14 protein-coding genes are annotated in these 19,581 nt (G+C 61.2%); 2 read left to right on the top strand and 12 right to left on the bottom strand.

Translation table 11 applies throughout. From position 1 onward, the window contains the following. Positions 1-18: 18 nt before the first annotated feature. Positions 19-981 carry a ribokinase gene (locus AB5Z25_RS00130; protein ID WP_368134445.1) on the bottom strand — a complete coding sequence of 321 codons (963 nt, stop codon included), beginning with the start codon at positions 979-981 and terminating at the stop codon, positions 19-21. A gap of 186 nt (positions 982-1,167) precedes the next feature. Here AB5Z25_RS00130 and AB5Z25_RS00125 point away from each other — a divergent pair, with 186 nt between their 5' ends. Continuing rightward, on the top strand, positions 1,168-3,384 hold the full coding sequence (locus AB5Z25_RS00125) for an acyltransferase family protein (RefSeq protein WP_368134443.1): 2,217 nt from the start codon (positions 1,168-1,170) through the stop codon (positions 3,382-3,384). A 553-nt stretch (positions 3,385-3,937) separates the two neighbouring features. Here the strand turns inward: AB5Z25_RS00125 and AB5Z25_RS00120 are convergent. The 8 genes from AB5Z25_RS00120 to trhA all read right to left on the bottom strand — a co-directional run bounded on the left by AB5Z25_RS00120 (position 3,938) and on the right by trhA (position 13,167). After that, positions 3,938-5,134: an Nramp family divalent metal transporter gene (locus tag AB5Z25_RS00120; protein WP_099432833.1), complete on the bottom strand. Its 1,197-nt coding sequence runs from the start codon at positions 5,132-5,134 to the stop codon at positions 3,938-3,940. Positions 5,135-5,208: 74 nt separating this feature from the next. Next, the gene (locus tag AB5Z25_RS00115) at positions 5,209-7,053 is read right to left on the bottom strand and encodes a magnesium transporter (protein ID WP_349104313.1); all 1,845 of its coding nucleotides are present in this window, start codon (positions 7,051-7,053) and stop codon (positions 5,209-5,211) included. A gap of 328 nt (positions 7,054-7,381) precedes the next feature. Next, positions 7,382-8,788, bottom strand: a complete 1,407-nt coding sequence (locus AB5Z25_RS00110; protein ID WP_368134441.1) for a polysaccharide deacetylase family protein — start codon at positions 8,786-8,788, stop codon at positions 7,382-7,384. Between the two features lie 72 nt (positions 8,789-8,860). Further along, positions 8,861-9,616 (bottom strand): PRC-barrel domain-containing protein, encoded by a 756-nt coding sequence (locus AB5Z25_RS00105; protein WP_055252569.1) that lies wholly within the window; start codon positions 9,614-9,616, stop codon positions 8,861-8,863. Continuing rightward, a complete protein-coding gene (locus AB5Z25_RS00100) occupies positions 9,616-10,005 on the bottom strand; it encodes a YtxH domain-containing protein (RefSeq protein ID WP_035136593.1) in 390 nt (129 codons plus the stop codon). The genes AB5Z25_RS00105 and AB5Z25_RS00100 overlap by 1 nt, the downstream gene beginning before the upstream one ends. A gap of 136 nt (positions 10,006-10,141) precedes the next feature. Continuing rightward, positions 10,142-10,975: a cyanophycin synthetase family protein gene (locus AB5Z25_RS00095; RefSeq protein ID WP_368134440.1), complete on the bottom strand. Its 834-nt coding sequence runs from the start codon at positions 10,973-10,975 to the stop codon at positions 10,142-10,144. A 24-nt stretch (positions 10,976-10,999) separates the two neighbouring features. After that, positions 11,000-12,373 (bottom strand): hemolysin family protein, encoded by a 1,374-nt coding sequence (locus AB5Z25_RS00090; protein WP_368134439.1) that lies wholly within the window; start codon positions 12,371-12,373, stop codon positions 11,000-11,002. A 110-nt stretch (positions 12,374-12,483) separates the two neighbouring features. Beyond that, positions 12,484-13,167 carry a PAQR family membrane homeostasis protein TrhA gene (gene trhA / locus AB5Z25_RS00085; RefSeq protein WP_172676303.1) on the bottom strand — a complete coding sequence of 228 codons (684 nt, stop codon included), beginning with the start codon at positions 13,165-13,167 and terminating at the stop codon, positions 12,484-12,486. A 186-nt stretch (positions 13,168-13,353) separates the two neighbouring features. Between trhA and AB5Z25_RS00080 the strand changes: the two genes are divergently transcribed. Beyond that, complete coding sequence (locus AB5Z25_RS00080) at positions 13,354-14,319, top strand: alpha/beta hydrolase (protein WP_368134437.1); 966 nt, start codon at positions 13,354-13,356, stop codon at positions 14,317-14,319. A 164-nt stretch (positions 14,320-14,483) separates the two neighbouring features. Here the strand turns inward: AB5Z25_RS00080 and AB5Z25_RS00075 are convergent, their stop codons facing one another. The 3 genes from AB5Z25_RS00075 to AB5Z25_RS00065 all read right to left on the bottom strand — a co-directional run bounded on the left by AB5Z25_RS00075 (position 14,484) and on the right by AB5Z25_RS00065 (position 19,284). Then, positions 14,484-15,689 (bottom strand): DUF362 domain-containing protein, encoded by a 1,206-nt coding sequence (locus tag AB5Z25_RS00075; RefSeq protein ID WP_368134436.1) that lies wholly within the window; start codon positions 15,687-15,689, stop codon positions 14,484-14,486. A gap of 206 nt (positions 15,690-15,895) precedes the next feature. Further along, positions 15,896-18,562 carry an ABC transporter permease gene (locus AB5Z25_RS00070; protein WP_368134434.1) on the bottom strand — a complete coding sequence of 889 codons (2,667 nt, stop codon included), beginning with the start codon at positions 18,560-18,562 and terminating at the stop codon, positions 15,896-15,898. Positions 18,563-18,570: 8 nt separating this feature from the next. Further along, positions 18,571-19,284 (bottom strand): ABC transporter ATP-binding protein, encoded by a 714-nt coding sequence (locus tag AB5Z25_RS00065; protein ID WP_368134432.1) that lies wholly within the window; start codon positions 19,282-19,284, stop codon positions 18,571-18,573. Positions 19,285-19,581 lie beyond the last annotated feature (297 nt).

Raw genomic sequence — 19,581 nt, 5'->3', positions numbered from 1 at the left:
CTTCTCCGTCTTTATCGTTTAACCAAACCAATGTTCAACTTCGGCGCGCATGGGAATCGATTGCTGAGCGCCCAGGCGCGACACCGTCACTGCCGAGGCGCGAGCACCCGCGGCCATGCACTCAAAGAGCGGCAAGCCCTCTAGGCGAGCCGCCGCCAACGCGCCGATAAACGTATCGCCGGCGGCCGTGGTATCGACTACCGTACTCGAAAGTGCCGGCATGCGCAGCAGCTCACCGCCATCGCCGAGCGAAACCGAGCCGGCACCGCCCAACGTGATGACCGCAGCCCCGGCACCCTTGTCGAGCAGCGCATTGAGCGCGGTGACGCAACTCGCGTCATCCGTGGGCAGAATGCCCGTCAGCACCTGGCACTCGGTCTCGTTGGGACAGACCAGGTCGACCGCAGGCCAGACCTCCGCAGGCAGCTCGCAGGCGGGCGCTGGATTAAAGACCGTATAGAACCCCAGCTCGTGAGCGCAAACAAGCGCCTCGGCCGTCGCCGCAAGGTCGCATTCGCCCTGGGCGATAAAGACGCTTCCGGCAGCCGGGGCAATCTCGCTGGCGCCGCCGTCGAGCTCATGGGCCACCAGACGCCTCAGCGCGCAGGCAACGTCCGCGCCCGCAAGCGCATGGTTGGCGCCCGGTGACAGTATGATGCGGTTGTCGCCCTCGCAGCGAATGATGGTCGCCGTTCCCGTCTCCACGTCATCGCGATGCACTACAAAGTCACAGTCCACGCCGGCGCCTTGGAGCCCCGCCACGAGCGACGCGCCGAACGCATCGCGACCGACCGCGCCGATCATGTGCGTGCACGCGCCCATACGCGCGGCAGCTACGGCCTGATTGGCGCCCTTGCCGCCGGCGTTGGTGATAAACCCGCTGCCGCCGACGGTCTCGCCCGCACGCGGTATGCGCTCGCACGCCACCGAAAGGTCCATGTTCATGCTGCCGAACACCGCAACGATGCCGCGATCTGCCATGGAAACCTCCTCATCTGCGGGCTTTGCACCCACCGTCGACCGTCGATTGCGCGCCTTCGCACCTCTATAACTTTAGTTCACTTTGATGTGAACGCACCCTTGAGGTTGCGCCAGCAGCAAGCATTCACAGGAGCAGGCAGCTACAATGAATACGTGCTGATTATTCTCGTCATTGGATGATGTTTTATGGAACAATTCTCGCAATCGGGCTCGCGCGGTCGACGCCGCACGGGCAACGAGCCGGCGCCGCACGAACGCGTGAAGAGCGAACGCCGTGCCAACGAGCCGCGACGCACCACGAGCCCCCATCGCGCTTCTGCCAACAACGCGGGCCGCGCCAACACTCCCGCCGCGGAGCAGACGCCTGCTCGCCCCAAGTCCCGCTACATCCCTGCCCTTGACGGCCTGCGCACGCTTGCCGTCGTCGCGGTGGTGCTCTATCACCTCAACCTCACGTGGGCGCAGGGCGGTCTGCTCGGCGTCACGATCTTCTTTGTGCTTTCGGGCTATCTGATCACGCGCTTGCTGCTCAACGAAGTCGCTAAGACCGGCCGCATCGACCTCAAGAGCTTCTGGATCCGCCGCATCCGTCGCCTAGTCCCCGCCGTGGTAACGGTAGTGTTTGTAACCTGCGCGCTGTGCACTATCTTTAACCACGTGATGCTCACCAAGATGCGCCCCGACATCCTGCCGTCGCTGCTGTTCTTCAACAACTGGTGGCAGATTGCCCAAAACGTCTCGTACTTCAATGCTCTGGGCGACCCCTCGCCGCTCACGCACTTTTGGTCGCTTGCCATCGAGGAACAGTTCTACCTGATTTGGCCGCCACTGCTGTTTGCCATGGTATCCATGCATGTGAGCAAACCCAACACGCGCCGCGTGGTTCTGGGCCTTGCCGCGGTATCTGCCCTCGCCATGATGGTGCTTTACAACCCTGCCGCCGACCCCAGCCGCGTGTACTACGGCACCGACACCCGCGTGTTCTCGCTGCTGCTGGGTGCCTGGATGGCCTTTATCCCCGATCGCGACCTGGCGCCGGTGCGTCTCGCTCGTCGTTTGGGGCTCAATCGCCTGGCTGGCGCCTCCAAGCACGGCAAGAACGCCGAGGGCAAGCCTGGCGAGAAGGCCGACGAATCAGCCGAGACCGCCCCGGCACAGCCGAGCGCCCTCGTGCGTTTTTGGTCCTCGCCCGCATCCATCGATGTGTTGGGCGTCGTGGGTCTGGTTGGCCTTGCCGCCATGGTCGCGCTCACCAACGGCTACACCGCGTTCCAGTATCGCGGCGGCACGCTGTTATGCTCGATCCTCACGCTCATGGTCATCGCGGCCTGCGTGCAGCCCCAGGGAATGGTTGCCCGCGCGCTGTCCGCCGAGCCGCTCGTGTGGGTTGGCAAGCGCTCGTACAGCATCTACCTGTGGCACTATCCGCTGCTGCTCCTCATGAACCCGGTCGCCAACATCAACGATACGCCCTGGTGGCAATACATTTTGCAGGTGCTGTTGGTGGTCGCCGTGGCCGAATGCTCATATCGCTTTATCGAGACGCCGTTTAGAAAGGGCGCCTTTGGGCGCACCGTATCCGAGTTCCGCGACGGCACCGCCACGCCCGCCAACTGGGTGCGCGCGCACGTCCCTGCCTGCGCAGCCTGCGCTGTCGTGTTGGTCGTTGCACTGGGCGGCCTGATCTTTGTGCCGGAGACCTCCGCACTGAGCGGCGAGGGCGCCGAAGTTCTGAACAAGGAAGCCAAAAACACCGCACCCACCGACCAGCAGGCGGCCGACGACACCGACAAGGACAACGATGGCTTCCCCGATGGCTCCTACGATCTGCTTATGATCGGCGACTCCGTGTCGCTGCGTGCCGTGGACACTTTTGACGGCGTGTTTCCGCACAGCCATATCGATGCCGAAAAGGGCCGCCAGTTTGATGCGGGCCGCGCGACATTTGAGGGCTATATCCAGCAGAACCTTGCCGGCAAGATCGTGGTCTTTGCGCTGGGCACCAACGGTTTGGTAACGGATGACCAAATCGACGCCATCATGGCCGATGCAGGAGATAAGCGTATTGTGGTGTTTGTGAACACGCGCAGCCCGCAGCCGTGGGTTGGCTCTACCAACCAGGCCATCGCCAACGCCGCTACGCGCTACAAGAACGTACGCGTTATCGACTGGTACGGATACAGTGCCAACCGCAACGACCTGTTCGATGGCGATGGCACGCATCTATCGACCACTGGCGTGACTGAGTACCTCGACTTGATCCACGATGCCGTCAAGAAGGACCTGCCCGTGCATCCCGAGGATCACGTCAACGATCCGCAGCCGGCAGCCGTCAAGTCTGCCACCGACGCACTCGTCAATGCGCTCGCTCTCAAGCCGCACAAGCTGGGCACCGACAAGTAACCTGCAGCACAAACTTCCCACATCCGGAAAGGGGGGGGCGCCTGCCACGGCAGACGCCCCCCCTTCCGGTAGTTGGGGACGTTCCTTATGTGCCGGCACCTAGGGACAACTCCTGACACAGCCGAGGAAGACCTCTACGGATGAATTCCGGGCCGCTCCGTCGCTCCAGACATCGTTTCCGCGCCTCGTGCCTGCCCCAAACAATCAAAACAAGCCCTTTTCGCCGCACCCTCAAAGGTCTGTGGGCAAAAAAGGGCAAATATGAGTACTGTTACCATTTTAGTAGCAAGCAAAACCACCCAAAATGACGTCCGAGCGACCCCTACAACCCCCTAAAGCAGCCAACCTGACTGGTTTAAGGCGTATTGGAGCCAATTTTAATGAACATACTAAAGGCTATGTTCATTATCTTTTAGGATGTAAATGCTATTCGCTTAGCAACAGTACTCTTATTTGGCATTTTTTGTCCATTGCTATATAACTAACACCCTATAGCAGACAAAAAACAGGCCGCAGCCCATCGCTGCGGCCTGTTCGGAAGCAAAAGTGGGCGTTAAGCGCTGTAGCCCATCGCTTGCAGCACAAACATGACGACTGTCAGCACCGTAATCACGGCGATAGTCGCCCAAGTGAGCACGTTCCACACGCGGCCATTGCGGTTGGCACCCATGATGTGACGGTCGGCGGCGATAACCACCTGGAACACCAGAACCACGGGCAGTAGCACGCCATTGATGACCTGCGAGGTCATCATAATCTGGAACAGATCGACGCCGGGCATAAGCACCAGCACGGCAGAGATACCGATGATGGCCGTAATGATGCCGCGGTAAACCGGGGCCTCGTCCCAGCTGCGGTCGGCACCGCGCTCCCAGCCAAATGCCTCGCAGATAGCGCTCGACGTAACGCCCGGCAGCACGCAGGCGGCCAAGAAGCTCGCCGCGACCAGGCCCGAGGCAAACAGTACCGTGGACCACTGGCCCGCGATGGGCTCCAGTGCGCGGGCGGCATCGGCGGCATCGCTAATCTGAATGCCCGCCGGGAACAACACCGTACCGGTCGTGATGATAATAAAGCCGGCAATGACATCGGCGGCAAGCGAGCCGCTCACGGTATCAATACGCTGCAACACGATGTCGTCCTCGCCCGCATTCTTATCGACCACGTTGTTCTGAGCCAAGAAGATCATCCACGGTGCGATGGTGGTACCGATCGTTGCGACCACGAGCGACACGTAGCTGGGATCGTTCTGAATATTGGGGACGACCAAGTCGACCGCGACCTCGCCCCAGTTGGGGCCGGCCATAAACGCGGCGACGATGTAGGTCACGAACACGCAGCTTACCAGCAGCAGAATCTTCTCGATGCGCTGGAAACTGCCCGACATGGTAAGCATCCACACCAGCAGCGCCACGAGCGGCACCGAGATGCTCGCCGGAACGCCAAACAGAGCAAGGCCGCTCGCGATACCCGCGAACTCCGAGATGGTCACCGCCGTGTTGGCGATCAACAGCGCTGCCATGGCCAGCACGCTCTTGCGCACGCCAAAGCGCTCGCGAATGAGCGACGCCAGGCCCTTACCCGTGACGCATCCGCAGCGCGCCGCGGTCTCCTGCGTCACGATAAGCAGCACGGTCATGACGGGAAGCATCCAGAGCATCTTATAGCCATAGCTGGCGCCCGCGCTGGAATACGTGGCGATGCCGCCAGCGTCATTGCCCGAAAGCGCCGCCAGAAGACCGGGGCCCATGGCGCCAAAGATGGCCGCGATGGTCAGCTTTTGCTTGGCGCTCGGCTTTTGCTTCGTATTTTGCACGCGACCACCTACCCCATGACCGACATGGTGAGCAGCACCGCGGCGATGCAGTACGCCACACACGAGATCATGACGGCGATGACGTTCATGGCGGTACCCGACGTATTAAGGTCGTGCTCATCGCGCCAGAACAGCACCATCAGGTAAATCACGGCGCTCATGTTGCCCACCAGGCAGATGATGGCCGCGATGTTAAAGCAGCCGGTAAAGAGCTGCTCCTCAAACATAGGGGCATCGAGGAACGCGGCAGTGCGCACCAGCTGCGCGCACAGGTAAGTAACAAGCGAAAGGATCAGGCCCATACCCGTGCTCTGGAAGAAGAATCCCAGGTACGGTTTGGGCTCGTCGTCGTGACCGTCGTACTCGAGGAAGTAGTTCTTGACGAACGACACCATGCGCGAGGCCGCCAGCAGCACGAGCGGCATGGCGCACATGGGGAACACCACCAGATGCGCGGAGCCCAGCGCCGTCCCCAGCACCGTCGCCATAATGCACGAGGCGATGCCCCACACGACGACCCAGTACTGACGATGCACGAACCAGCTGAGCACGTTCGTCGAGTCGTCCGACGCGCTATCGCCCGAGCCGACACCGGCGATCTGCAGGTCCTCCTGATGCTCCTCGGCGATAACGTCCATGGCGTCGTCGAAGGTCACGATACCCAGGATATGACGGTTCTCGTCGCAGACAGGGATGGCAACCAGGTCGTACTTGGTCATCTCGTCCGTCACGTCTTCCTGGTCCTCGTCGGGCGACACGTAGACCAGGTCGCGATAGGCGAGCTGGCCCAGCGTGGCATCGCGGTCGGCCACGATCAACGTGCGCAGCGAGAGCACGCCGGTGAGCATGCCGCTCGGATCCTCGGTATAGACGTAATAGACACTCTCGAAGTCCTCATCGAGTTTGCGAATCGCCTCGATGGCATCGCCGACCGTCGCCGTGGCGGGCAGCGAGACAAACTCCGAGGTCATGATGCGGCCGGCGGTGTTGTCCTCATAGCCCAGCAGGTTACGAATCGCCTTCTCCTCCTTGACGCCCATCAGGCGCAGGAGCTTCTCGGCCTTCTCGTAATCGAGCTCGTCGATCAGGTCGGCGGCGTCGTCCGGGTCCATCATGGCCAGCATCGACGATGCGTCCGTATCGGACAGGCCCTCGAGCATCTCGGTCATAAGCTCGTCGTCATCGAACTCCGAGATGGCCTCGGCGGCCTGGGCAGTATCGAGCTGCGCAAACACCTGCGCACGTAGGCGCGGGTCGAGCTGCTCGATAATGTCGGCGATGTCGGCAGGGTGTAGCTCGCCGAGCGTCTTATGCGACACCGAGAGTTGAATGTTCTTGGTCGAGCGGTCGAGCAGGTCCATGTAGGACCAAGCGATGATGTCCTCACTGAGCGGCTTGCCCAGGTGCTTCATAAAGCCCTCGACGACATGCTCGAGTGTGGGGCTGATCGCGCGCAGCAGACCGCGGGCGCCAACTTCGGCACCCAGTAGGCGCAGCTGATTTTCGCCCGACATGGAAAACTTGATGTCGTTTACGCGCACGACCTTCATGCCCTGCGTGTCGACAATTTGCTTGTTAAGCACGTCGCGGGCGAGTAAGAGTTCGGTCGGCTGCAGGTACGAAAAGCGAATTTCGGTAGCCGACGTCTTAAGGTGTACGCCCGTCTCGTCGATACGGTCGACCCATTTGCGCCAGCTGATCATAAACGGCGTCTTGCCGGGTCCGCGGAACGCGAGCGACGTCACGTGCGGAAAAACTTCGCCGGTAGCAATACCAAAATCGTTGACCACGCCGAGCTTTTCGCCGTCGACGTCCAAGACCGGCAATTTGAGCATCTCACTCAGATAATTCAATGGTGCTCCCCATCATTATTCCTCCGGACGCGGCCGCGCGTGCGGCGTCCGGGGGCTTCTGGATATGTATACGCATGCGCGGGCGGCACGCCGCTCGACGCTTACACCCCGTGCATGCGCAAAAAGCACCTGCATGGGGTCATCGACTGTATGGTCGAGGTTTGGATTTCACCTGTAACCTTTCTCTTGACCCTCATTAACCGCAGTAACTATAGCATCAGCATCGCCCTGCGGCATCGAATTTATGCGCTGCACATTGCAGGCATACCAAACGCTGACGCACCCGTGACATAGTCATTGGGGACGTTCTTAAATGACTACCCAATAACTACCCTGTGGTGTCATTGTCCTCAGCAAGTTGGGGGAGCACGGCGTCCTTGGGCATGGTGACCTTCGTCAGCGAGGTGAGCTTTTTGCTCAGCGACGTGTCCGTCTTGACCAGGTCGCTGAGCGTCACGATTTTGTAGCCGTCGGCGATGAGGCCGTCGATAATCTGCGGCAGCGCCTCGAGCGTCTGCTCGGCGCATTCGTCTCTATCGGTGAGCAGCACGATATTGCCCGGCGTCACCGAATCGAGCACCGTCGAGACCTGCTCGTCGGCACCGTTGAGCAGCCAGTCGCCCGAGTCGATATTCCACGAGACCACGGCGGAGACCAGGTCCATCGCATCAATCCAGTTTTGCTCGTCAAAGGCAGCGTAGGGAGCACGCAACAGCATCGTCTTTACGCCGGTCGCCGACTTAATCGCATCGGTGCCTTTCGTGATCTGTTCGCGTACCGCGTCACGGTCCTGACCCTTGAGCGAATCGTCGCTGTAGCTGTTGGATCCGATCTCGCACCCGGCATCGACAATCGCCTTGGCCGTGGCAGGCGAGGCCTCGGCCGCATCGCCCGAAATGAAGAACGTCGCGGTGACGCCCTTTTCCTTGAGCACCTGCAAGATCTGTTTGGTGGCGCCGCTCGGACCCTCGTCAAACGTCAGCGCCACGTACTTTTTGTTGCCCTTGGGCGCCACGCTGGCGCACGCAACAACGCAATCGGTGGCGGGCACAACCTCGCCGCGGTCTTGCGTCTTGCCCGACTGCTCACCAACCCACACCTCGGAGCGGCCCTGGACACCCCACGTCTGCACATACTCGATAGCGCCCGTACCCTCGACCTTGAGCTTGGGCTCGATAACCGTAGCCTGAACCTCGTGCTTCTCGTAGGTGTTACGGCCATCCTTGACCGTCACCTTCTCGCCGCCCTCAAGTTCGCGGCCATCCCATTTGCCCTGCTTCACGCGCTTACCGTCGACCTTCACCGACAGCTTTTCGCCACCATGGCGCTTGAGCACGCTGTCATCGACGGCCAGCAGGTCGCCTGCGTCGTAGGTGTCAGTCAAATCCTGTTCGTCGATGAGATTCTGCAGCGTAGAGCCCACGCGCACCGCGGTCTTCTGGCCGTTGAGCTCCACGTCCACGCTGCGGTTGACGTAGCCCACGACGGCAGCGATAAACAGCACGAGTGCGCAACCCACGGCGATGAGCGCATAGGGCAGGCGAGACGAACGACGGGGTGTGCGGCTGTTGCCGATGCGCGCACTGCGATCGCTAAAGCCGCGGCTATGGTTGAGATACATCGCGCCGGGCTTACGGTGACGCTTGCGCTGACCGCTGGGCAGCTGCCCCAGGTCGCGGCGCGCCGTCGGACGCGCACCCGAACGCCCGTTTAAGTTGGATCCGTTTTGGCGCATATGCCCTCCCCCATAAACACAGCAAGCCGGAGCAACAGGTCTCCGGCTTGCCTCCCATCATTTGGTACGTCGCTATTTTGTAGCTTTTGACGAGCCTCCGCTCGCCTTTTGGTATTCGTCCTTAAAGGCCTTGAACATGCCGCGCGTCTTGCCGAGCTGCTTGCCCAGTGCGCGACTGCCCTTGTCCACGGCAACCGATCCCTTGTCGTCGAGCACCTTGGCGCCCTTTTTGACCTTGTCGCCCACCACGACGCTGGCCTCGGCGGCCTTGGCAGCCGCACCGCCCGAATACCCGAGCGACTTGACCTCGTCCGAGACGACCATCGCGCCGTTCTCATAGCCGCGCAGCATCGTCGGCGGCACCTGCGTGTCACCAACCAAAACACTCGAAGCAGCACCGGCGGTCACATAGAATGCCTGCACGATGCCCGAACGCGGCTTGAACTCCACATCCGAGCAATAGCCCACGACGTCGCCCGATTCCGTGCGCACGTCCATACCGACCCAGATGATGCAATCGTCCAAGTTGATGTCGAGGCGCTTGGCGGCAGCGGCATCGTACGTGTCCTTGACGTCATCGACCGCAATGGCGCCCTCGTAGACACCAATGGCGTCGAGCGCCACGAATCGGTCGGGACGCTCGATCATGCCCGCGATATCGGACTGGCGGACCATAAAGCCGACCACGCGCGTACCGCCCGGGGTAAAGACCGGAAAGTGAATCTTTCCGAGCTTTTTAGGGCTGCGCGGCGTGCCGTCCTTTTTGGTGCGCTTGTCCTCGGTAGGCTTGCGATAGATCTTGGCGCCGACAAAATCCCCGGCGCGCATTATGCCTCGGTCGAGGGCTCCGCAGCCTCGGTATCAGCCTCGACGGCGTTCTCGACCACGACGTCGGCGGCAGGCGTCACGTTGCCGCCCGAAATGGCGTCGTTGAGCTGCTCGCGCAGCTGGTCCATGCGCTCGCGGGCCAGGTCGACCTTGGCGCGCAGGTCGTCGGTCTTGGCGTCGACCATCGGGCCAAAGTCATTCACCGCAGCACGGGCCTCCTCGGCGCTGTGCTCGTAGGTGTCGCGCATATTGTCCCAGGCGTCGTTGGCGATATCGGCAGCCATGGCGCGGGTCTCGGCGCCCGAGCGCGGGGCCAGAGCAACGCCGACAATAGCGCCGGCAGCGGCACCAAAAAGTGCGCCGGAGACAAAGCTGAAAGTCTTACCCATGATCATTCCTCTCCTGCGGGCACGTCGGTGCCCACCGTTTGAATGCTGTCCATTATACCCGCAGCGCATCACTTGCCGCTCCGCTCATCTGCGTACGGCAAAGGCGCAGGTACGTGATGGTGATAAACGCGTAGGCCTACTCCTGGGGCATAGCCGGCATGGCCACCGTGGCACCCGGGTCCTCGCCGGCGCCGTCCACGAGCGGCAGGCCGCCCTCATGCGCAGGTCCTGCCGGAACCGTCGCAGCACCGCCAAAGACGGCAGCGGAGGCCTCGTGGTTCTCGGCAACCGCGCCCTCGGTATCAATCGCCACCTGGGGCTCGTCGTCAAAGTTGGGGACGCCCTGGGGCTCGGTGGGAACAGGCTCGGCGGTCGCATCGGCAACGGGCTCGGCGTCGGCCGGCACATCGCCCTCGTCAGCGCCCTCGTCCTCGGCAGCATCTTCGCCGTTCGCAGCGGCGACGGCCTCGTGAGGATCCTTGCCCTCGGCCTCGGCGCGCATGCCCAGCACCAGGTTGCGCAGGCCCGCGACCGTGCCTTCCACGTCGGGGGCAGGCTGGTCGGCGTGCAGGTACGCCCAGTCCATCATAAAAGTGGCCGAAGACAGCGCACCGATGGCCAGCGCGTCGTCGGGGCACGAAAGCTCAACCTCAAAGACGCGCTCGTCGTGCTCACTTACGCGCGTGCGGCCGCACGAGATGCTACCGGCAAGACCGGTCTCGTTCATGAGCTCGACCGTCACGTGCTCCAGCAGATGGCAAAGCTCGGTCTGGCCCATGCAGTCCTGGAACTCGCGACCGGAATCACCCAGGCACAGGTGCTTGGCAATCGCCGGCACCAGGTAATACACGCGCGCCGTGGCCTCGATATCCTCCGAGGTCATGAGCGGCATGCCGGGGTTCACCAGCACATGCGCGCAGATCTTGTCCTCGCTGACGGTGACCTTAAGGATGTTGAACAGGCCTGCCATAACTCTCCCCTACTCTTCCTTGTCCTACTCGTCGCCGTCGTGCGGATTCGCGGAACCCGCACCCGACGCCGCCGGCTTCTCTGCCGAAGACTCGGAATCCTTCTTATCGGTTTCGGCCGGAGCGATCACGCGAATGAGCGAGATGCGCTGGCCACGCATCGACTGAACTTTAAACTTGTACCCCGCGACCTCAAACACCTCTCCGATGTCGGGCACCGAGTCGCAAAGCTCCAAAATCCAGCCGGCGATGGTCTCATAATCATCGCTTTCCTCGAGCGGCCAACCAAGCTCAATCGCGTCATCGCACGAAAAACGCCCATCGACGAGCCACTCGCGGCGCGAAAGGCGCGTGAGGTACTTGTTATCGGGGTCGAACTCGTCCTCGATCTCGCCCACGATCTCCTCGACGATGTCCTCGATGGTGATGATGCCGGCCGTACCACCGTACTCGTCCACGACCACTACGATCTGGTCATGCGAGGTCTGCATCTCGGACAGCAGCGGCAGGATGTCCTTGGTGTCGGGCACAAAGGTGGCGTCGCGCAAAAAGTCGGCGATGGGCTGGTCGCCCTTGCCGTCGAGCGAAGGCTGAATCAGGTCCTTGATGTGCGCGATGCCGGCGACGTTGTCGGGATCCTCGTGATAGACGGGGATGCGGCTAAAGCCGGTCTGGCGCATGGCGGACAGCACGTCGGCGACCGTCTCGTCGTCCTCGCACATGGTGGTGTCCACGCGCGGCACCATAACCTCGCGGGCAACGGTGTCGCCCAGGTCGAAGATCTCGTGGATCATGCGCTTTTCCTCGTCGAGCAGGTCATCCTGCTCCGAGACCATGTACTTGATCTCTTCCTCCGAGACATTCTGGCGGTCGTCGGCGCTCTTGATGCGCAGGATGCGGGCCAAGCCGTCGGAGCAGGCGCCGGTCAGCCACACGAGCGGACGGGCGATCTTTTGGAAAAACGACAGCGGGCCCACAACCTGCTTGGACACGCCCTCGGCATTTGCCAGGCCGATGCGCTTGGGCACGAGCTCGCCGATCACGATGGACACGAAGGCGACCGCGACGGTGATGATGACCGGCGCCAGGCCGCGCGCGATAGCGGAGAGCGGCGCGATGCCAAAGCTCATGAGCCACGTGGCGAGCGGGTCGGACAGGCTCGTCGAGGCGACGGCGGACGAGGCAAAGCCCACGAGCGTGATGGCAACCTGGATGGTGGCGAGCAGCTCGTCGGAATCGGCGGCCAGCTTAATGGCGCGCTCGGCGCGCCTGTCGCCCTCCTCGGCCTCGTGCTCCAGCACGGCGCGCTTGGCCGTGGTGAGCGCCATCTCGGACATAGAGAAGTAGCCATTGATGAGGGTCAAAACAAGGGTGGTGATAAGGGAGATGGTTATGTCCATCGGGAGTTTCTCGAACCTCCAAGATTCGGGACGTCAGGTTAAAACGTTGATGGCGGATACGGCAATTGCACCGGCGCCCAAACGAGAACGCGGGCGCGCAGGCGTGGTCGCTAGATTACGAAGAGGATCACCGCCATGAACTGGAAGATGCTGCCGGCGAGCACCCACAGGTGAAACACGCTGTGCAGATAGCGCACGTTTTTGGCGATATAGAACGGCACGCCCGCGGTGTAGCACACGCCGCCGACGGCGAGCAGGGCAAGTGCCACGGGGTTGAGCAGCGCAACAAGTTCGGGCAGCTTAAAGACAACGAGCCAGCCCATCAGCAGGTAGACCAGGCCGCTTACCCAATGCGGCTGGCGCTCGCGTAGGAAGCACTCGAGGGCGATGCCGATGATGGCGATGGCCCATACGGCAAAGAACAGCACAGCGCCGCCGTCGTTTGCGAGCGTGATGAGGCAAAACGGCGTATAGCTGCCGGCTATGAGCAGGTAGATGCAGCTGTGGTCGATGATGCGAAACACGCGCTTGGCGCGCGCGGGCTGAATCGCGTGGTAGAGCGTGGAGGCTAGGTATTCGAGGATAATGCTGACGCCATAGACAATCGCCGCAGCCATATGGGCCGGGCCTCCGCCGCGCAGGGCGGCGAATACGATCAGGAGCACCAGGCCCGCGATACCCAGCAGGCAGCCGACACCATGGGTGACGGAGTTCATGATCTCCTCGCCCACTGTGTAGTGTGGAACGGCCGCGGTCTTGGGTCGCGGCTTAGAACTGTCGCTCGAATCGGACATGCCGGTTACATCCTCCAACGTAAAGAGTTCTCAACACTATATCAAAGCGTCTGGGTACGTGCGAAATTTGCACTATACGTGACCCTTTGTTTACCCATTCTTTGCCTGTTGACGCATCAACGGCGAACGTCCATAATGCGCTTGCATTAAATGTTGATGTATTAACATCTTATAGGAGAATACCGCATGTCTCAAAACGCACGTTCCCATCGAAAGCTCAAGATAGCCGGCATTGTTGCACTGGTGACTGTCGTTGCGCTGCTCGGATTTGCCGGCAACTTTCTGTTTGACTTCGCGCTGAATCCCCAAGCGCCGTACACCATGAAGATGATGCAGGATGGCAAGGACGCCGAAAAGGGCGAGCAGATGGACGCCGAGGAGGGCGAGGCACGGGCGTGGTTTAAGGAAAACCGCGAGAGCAGCAGCCTCACCGCGAACGACGGGACCGAGCTTGCCGCCTGGTATTTTGCTGCGTCGGAGAGCACACACGACTACGCCGTCTGCCTGCATGGATATACCAACGAGCCCATCGGTATGGCCCGATACGCCAAACGCTTCCACGACCGCGGCATGAACGTACTCGCACCCGCCGCCCGCGCCCACGAGCGCTCCGGCGGCGACTATATCGGCATGGGATGGCCCGAGCGCCTCGACATCGTCGCATGGATTGGGCGGATCGTTCAGGCTGACCCCGAGGCGCGCATCCTGGTCTTTGGCGAGTCGATGGGCGCGGCAACCGCCATGAACGTCGCGGGGGAACCTCTGCCCGCAAACGTGAAATGCATTATCGAGGACTGCGGTTATACGAGTGTTTGGGACGAGTTTTCCCTACAGCTCAAGGACGTGTTCGGCCTGCCCAGCTTTCCCTTGCTCGATGTAGCAAACTTGGTGTGCAACGTGCGCGCGGGTTACGACTTTCATAAGGCGAGCAGTGTGGAGCAACTCAAACACGCGACGGTTCCCATGCTGTTTATCCACGGCGACCAGGACACCTTTGTGCCGTACAGCATGCTCGACCAAAACTACGACGCGTGCGCTAGCAAGGTCAAGCAAAAGCTCACCATCCATGGCGCCACCCACGCCAAGAGCGCGCAGGTCGACCCCGAACTCTACTGGGACACGGTCGACAACTTCCTCGACAAGAATTTTTAGGCAAAAAGCAACGTCTGGGGTTTTGTTGCCAAAAAACGGTTTGTGGTCCGCGCTATTCGATTTTTCACCGCACTTCTGAAAAGCCGCCCGCGAGCGTTGTGCTCGTGGGCGGCTTTTACTCAACTAACGCCACAAAGGCGCTTGGTTCGTCCAATAGGACGACGCTACTTGACCTCGATGAGCTCGTACTCGCTCGTGCCCAGGCCGATCTTCTCGGCGTGCGCGATGCACACGCGCCAGTCGGTGTCGGGATGCGTGATGCAGAAGGGGTCCTTGGCCTGCTCGCCCTCCAGATGCTCGTGGTTGTGCTCCATCTTGGCCGCGCTATCGGTGAGCTCGGTGTTGGGCAGCGGCTCGGATGCCATGACGGCATCGGCGCAGGCCTGGTCGATGGCGACCGGGTCGAAGCTCGCGAACATGCCGATATCGTTGACGATAGGCGTGTCGTTTTCGGGATGGCAGTCGCAGTTGGGACTGATGTCCATGGCAAGCGAGATGTGGAAGCTCGGGCGGCCGTCGACGACGGCCTTCGTATACTCGGCGATCTTGCAGTTGAGCACGTCGGCCGCGGCCTCATAGCCGGGCTTGATGGCGTCCTGGTTGCACACGCCGATGCAGCGGCCGCAGCCCACGCAGCGATCGTGGTCGATGGCGGCCACGTGCACCGTGCGGGTGTTGCCGTTGGCAAGCTCGCGCTCGCGGGTATCGTCAAACGAAATGGCGTTGTGCGCGCAAATCTTTTCGCAGGCACGGCAGCCAATGCAGTGCTCGGCCGCGACGTTCGGCTTGCCGGCGGCATGCTGCTCCATCTTGCCGGCGCGACTGCCGCCGCCCATGCCCAGGTTCTTCATGGCACCGCCAAAGCCGGCCTGCTCATGACCCTTAAAGTGGGTGAGGCTGATCACGATATCGGCATCCATGAGCGCCTGACCGATCTTGGCCTCGTGCACGTACTCGCCGCCCTCGACCGGGACAAGCGCCTCGTCGGTGCCCTTGAGGCCGTCGGCGATGATGATCTGGCAACCCGTAGCATACGGGGTAAAGCCGTTCTGGTAGGCGGTATCAATGTGCTCGAGCGCGTTTTTGCGGCTACCCACATAGAGCGTGTTGCAGTCGGTGAGGAAGGGCTTGCCACCCAGCTCCTTCACGACATCCGCGACGGCGCGGGCGTAGTTGGGACGCAAAAAGCTCAGGTTGCCCAGCTCGCCAAAGTGAATCTTAATGGCGACGAACTTGTTCTCAAAGTCGATCTGCTCAATTCCGGCGTGACGGATGAGGCGCTTGAGCTTGTCGAGCTGGCTCTCGCGAGCATGCGTGCGCAGGTTGGTGAAGTACACCTTAGCGGGTGCTGCGGGTGCAGTTGCGGTCATAGATCTATCCCCTCGGTCTATATGGCGTTACAGACATAGAGGATGGTACCAGTTAAAGCAGAGTTAAAGTCAAGTACGGAACCTAGTCATTGGGGACGTTCTTAAATGACCAGTCGCAAGGGACACTCTTTCGCCGCCCGGCAGTTAGGGACAGTCCTTGCCAGCCGGCCGGCGAGCCGACGAATGGCAAGGACTGTCCCCGATGGCTACTCCTGCACTTTGAGGGCTTCGGCCAAGCTGACGCGCTTGATGGAGCGCGTGTGCAGCAGTGCCACGACCAGGTAGGTCGCAAAGCCGATTCCTGCGCACGCCGCCATGGACCAAGCGGGCACGTAGATCTCGATATTGCCGTTGTAGGCGAGCAACATCGAGCGGAAGATGGCCGTGAGCGAGCCAATAATGACCGGCAGGCTCAGCACGAGTGACGCTGCCACGCACAATGTGATCGAGCGGATGTACAGATGCGAAATCTCGCTATCGCGATAGCCAAAGACTTTCATGTAGCTGATCGAACGGGCGCTGTGGTCGATCACAGCCTTGGTCAGCAGGTACATAAACAGCAAGAAGATGAACACCGCAAGCCCAACCATCATGCCGATCATTTTGCTCATCATGCCGATGAACTGGTCGCCCACGGCGCGCATGTCGTCGGGCGTGGTGTCGCCGGCAAAGTAACGAGCATCGAGGTCGAGCTTCTTGTTGCTCGCATAGCCGTTAAAGTAGGTGGCGTCGTTGTCGAACAGCTCATTAAAGTCGTCGATACTCATATAGATATTCATGTCCGACTTGGAGCCCCAGGCACAGTCCTTGCCCGCGTACTCAAGGGAATAATACTCACCCTCGTACTTGTCGCTGAGCGTGACCTTCTGGCCCTCGCTCCAGCCAAACTTGTCGAGCAAGCCACCGCCAAAGACAACGCGTCCGTTGCCGACGTCCAGCCCTTTCCAGTAGCGCGAATCGGGCGAGATGCCGTAGATGGAAATCGTCTCCTCGCCATTTCCGCCACCGCGGTCGTATTGCAGCTGGTAGACGGCGTATTTCTCAGCCTGTGCGATTGCGCCCGCGCCGTTATCGGTCGTATTGACCGGGTGGATATCGTCGTTGTCGGTGTCAATCTTAGAGGCCTTGCCGATCAGGTCGATAGCCTCATCGCGGTCGCAGCCGAGAGCATCGGCAAGGTCATCGAGGCGCGCATAAAGCGCATCCTTCTTGTCCTGGACCTTGGCGAGCGCGTCCTGCGCTGCGGCCAGGCTCTCGGCAGACGGAGATGCGGTCGCGGCATCGGCTGCCGCCTGCGCCGCATCGGCCGCGTCGTCAAGCTCGTCATCGGCATCTTGGGCGGCAGAAAGCAGTGCGCCGTCAACCGACTGCAAGCGCTCGAGTGCCGACCACTGTTCGCGCTCCTCGGCGGTGCCCTCGAGCTCCAGCGGAGCCTTGAGCGTGTACTGGTGCTCGGCGACCAGGCTTGTCTCGAGGTTGTCGGCGTAGTGCGTCATCGTGGGCAGAATCGCCAGGCCAAAGAGCAGCAGCAGCGAGGCAAACGCAATGCCCACGAAGAGCGTGGCGAAGTTGCCCAGGTTGCGCAGGAAGATACGCAGGCGGAAGCGCGAGACAAAGCCCATTCGCTCCGGCAGCCGCAGGCCGCGCTTGGTGCCAGACTTGCCGCTCGCCTCGTGGCGAAGAAACTGCAACGGCGTCTTGCCCATTTTGCGAAGCAGGCCCACCAGCGTGATGAGAATGAGCGCGGCGGCGGGAACCACGGCGCACTTCACAAAGATCTCCCAGCTCCAGTACACCTGGAAGGGCGGCAGGCTGTACGAGTCGTAATAGAGGCTGCGCATGGGCTCGGTAAAGAACACGACGCCGAGCGCAGTGCCCAAAAGCGCCGCGACCACGCCCGCGATGGCGGGAAGCGCAAGGTAGTGCAGCACGATCTCGCGTCGACGATAGCCGCTGGCAAGCAGCGTGCCGATGATGGCGCTCTCCTCCTCGATGGTGGCGTCGGTAAGGACCACAAAGACGAACGCCATGATCACGATGATGATGTCGAGCAGCGTCATCCACATCATGGAGTCGCCGTCTACGTCGTCGCGCGCGTAGCCAATGCCCTGGTTGGAATCGGCATCGATCAGGTCGTCGACGCACGCATCGGCATCGGTCAGCGCCTCGACCATATCCTGCTCGGCATCGATGCGGTCTGCAGTGGAGAGATCGCGATCGGCAAAGGTGAAGGAGTAGGTGTAGTCAGGCGCGCCGCCGGCATCCTCGAGCGCGGCAAAGCCGGCGTCGGTGACCTCGGCAACACCATAGGTGATGGTGTTCACCGTAAAGTCCGAATTGTTGAGGAACAGCGCCTGGCTATCGGGCTGGGTCATGATGCCGCAGATGGTGTAGGTGCGGCCCTCAAGCTCGACCTTATCGCCCACGGCGAGGTCGTTGTTGGTGGCGAAGACACGGTCGATTGCCACCTCATCGTCCGCCTTGGGTTCCCTGCCCTCACAGTAGGACGCGATATCGACCTTGGTGCGGTGCGCATAGGTGCGCAGCGTGCGCTTGGTGCCGTCGTCGCCGGCGGTCTTTTTGATGATGGCGTCGATGGAGAAATTCTTGTAGAGCGTGACGCCGCCGACATCGCCGGCCGCGTCCTCGGCAGCCTTGAGCTGGTCTTTGGTGGCCTCGAAGGAGGTGGTCACGCGGCCGTCCTCGATCGTGTACGCATCGCGCATGTCGTCGATAAGGCAACCGATGGAGTGGGCCGCGAGCAAAAAGCCCGAGGTGAGGGCGATGCTTCCGCACATAAGAAGAAAGATGCCCAGGTACTTGCCGATATTGCGGCGCAGCTCGCGCGGGAGACGTTTTGCGAGAGGTGTCATGGCGCCGCCTACCAATCGAGCTCGGCGGCCGCGACGGGCGACTCGTTGAGCTCATCCTCGACGATGCGTCCGTCGCGCAGGCGCAGCACGCGGTTGGCCATGCGGGCGATGGCGGCGTTGTGCGTGACGATGATGATGGTGCAGCCGTACTCGTGATTGACATCCTCCATGAGCTGCAGGATTTCCTTGGACGTCTTGTAGTCGAGCGCGCCCGTGGGCTCGTCGCACAGCAACAGACCCGGGTTCTTGACGAGCGCACGGCCGATGGCGCAGCGCTGCTGTTGGCCGCCCGAAACCTGACGCGGGAACTTGTTGCGGTGCTCGTAGAGGCCCAGCGAACGCAGCAGGTCGTCGACATTGAGCGGGTTTTTGGACAGGTGCGCCGTGACCTCGATGTTTTCCTTGATGGTGAGGTCGGGCACCAGGTTGTAGAACTGAAAGACAAAGCCCAGCTCGCGGCGGCGGTACTCACCCAGGTCGGCGGGCTTGAGCACCGTGAGGTCGCAGCCGTCCACCATGATGGAGCCGGCGTCGGCATCCTCCAGGCCACCGATCAGGTTAAGAAACGTGGACTTGCCCGAGCCCGAGGGCCCCAGCATGACGCAGATCTCGCCGCGATTGATGGACGTGTCGATGCCGTCGAGCACCGTCAGGCGCGCATCACCGTCGCCGTAGTGCTTTTTGAGATCCTTAACCTGGACATAGGCTTCCTGCGTTGCCATGGTATCCCCCGTTGTTAGCCTCGTACTACTTTATGAGCGTAATAGTAAACCATGGCGAACTATTTTGGAGCGAGGCCTGGATTTTATTTCAGACTAGTCATTGGGGACGTTCTTAAATGACTAGCTGTTAGGGACACTCTTTCGCCACCCGGCAGTTGGGGACGTTCCTTTCCTACCGGCAGTTGGGGACAGTCTTTGCCAACCCAGCCGGCAAAACAGCCGATCGGCAAAGACTGTCCCCAATGACTAGTCGTTTAAGTCTGTCCCCAATGACCACTCTTGGTCGTTTAAGTCTGT

This window comes from Collinsella aerofaciens, from assembly GCF_040910325.1.
Lineage (GTDB): Bacteria > Actinomycetota > Coriobacteriia > Coriobacteriales > Coriobacteriaceae > Collinsella > Collinsella aerofaciens_BL.
The sequence above is the reverse complement of the archived record's forward strand: the minus strand, read 5'-3'. Positions and strand labels throughout refer to the sequence as shown.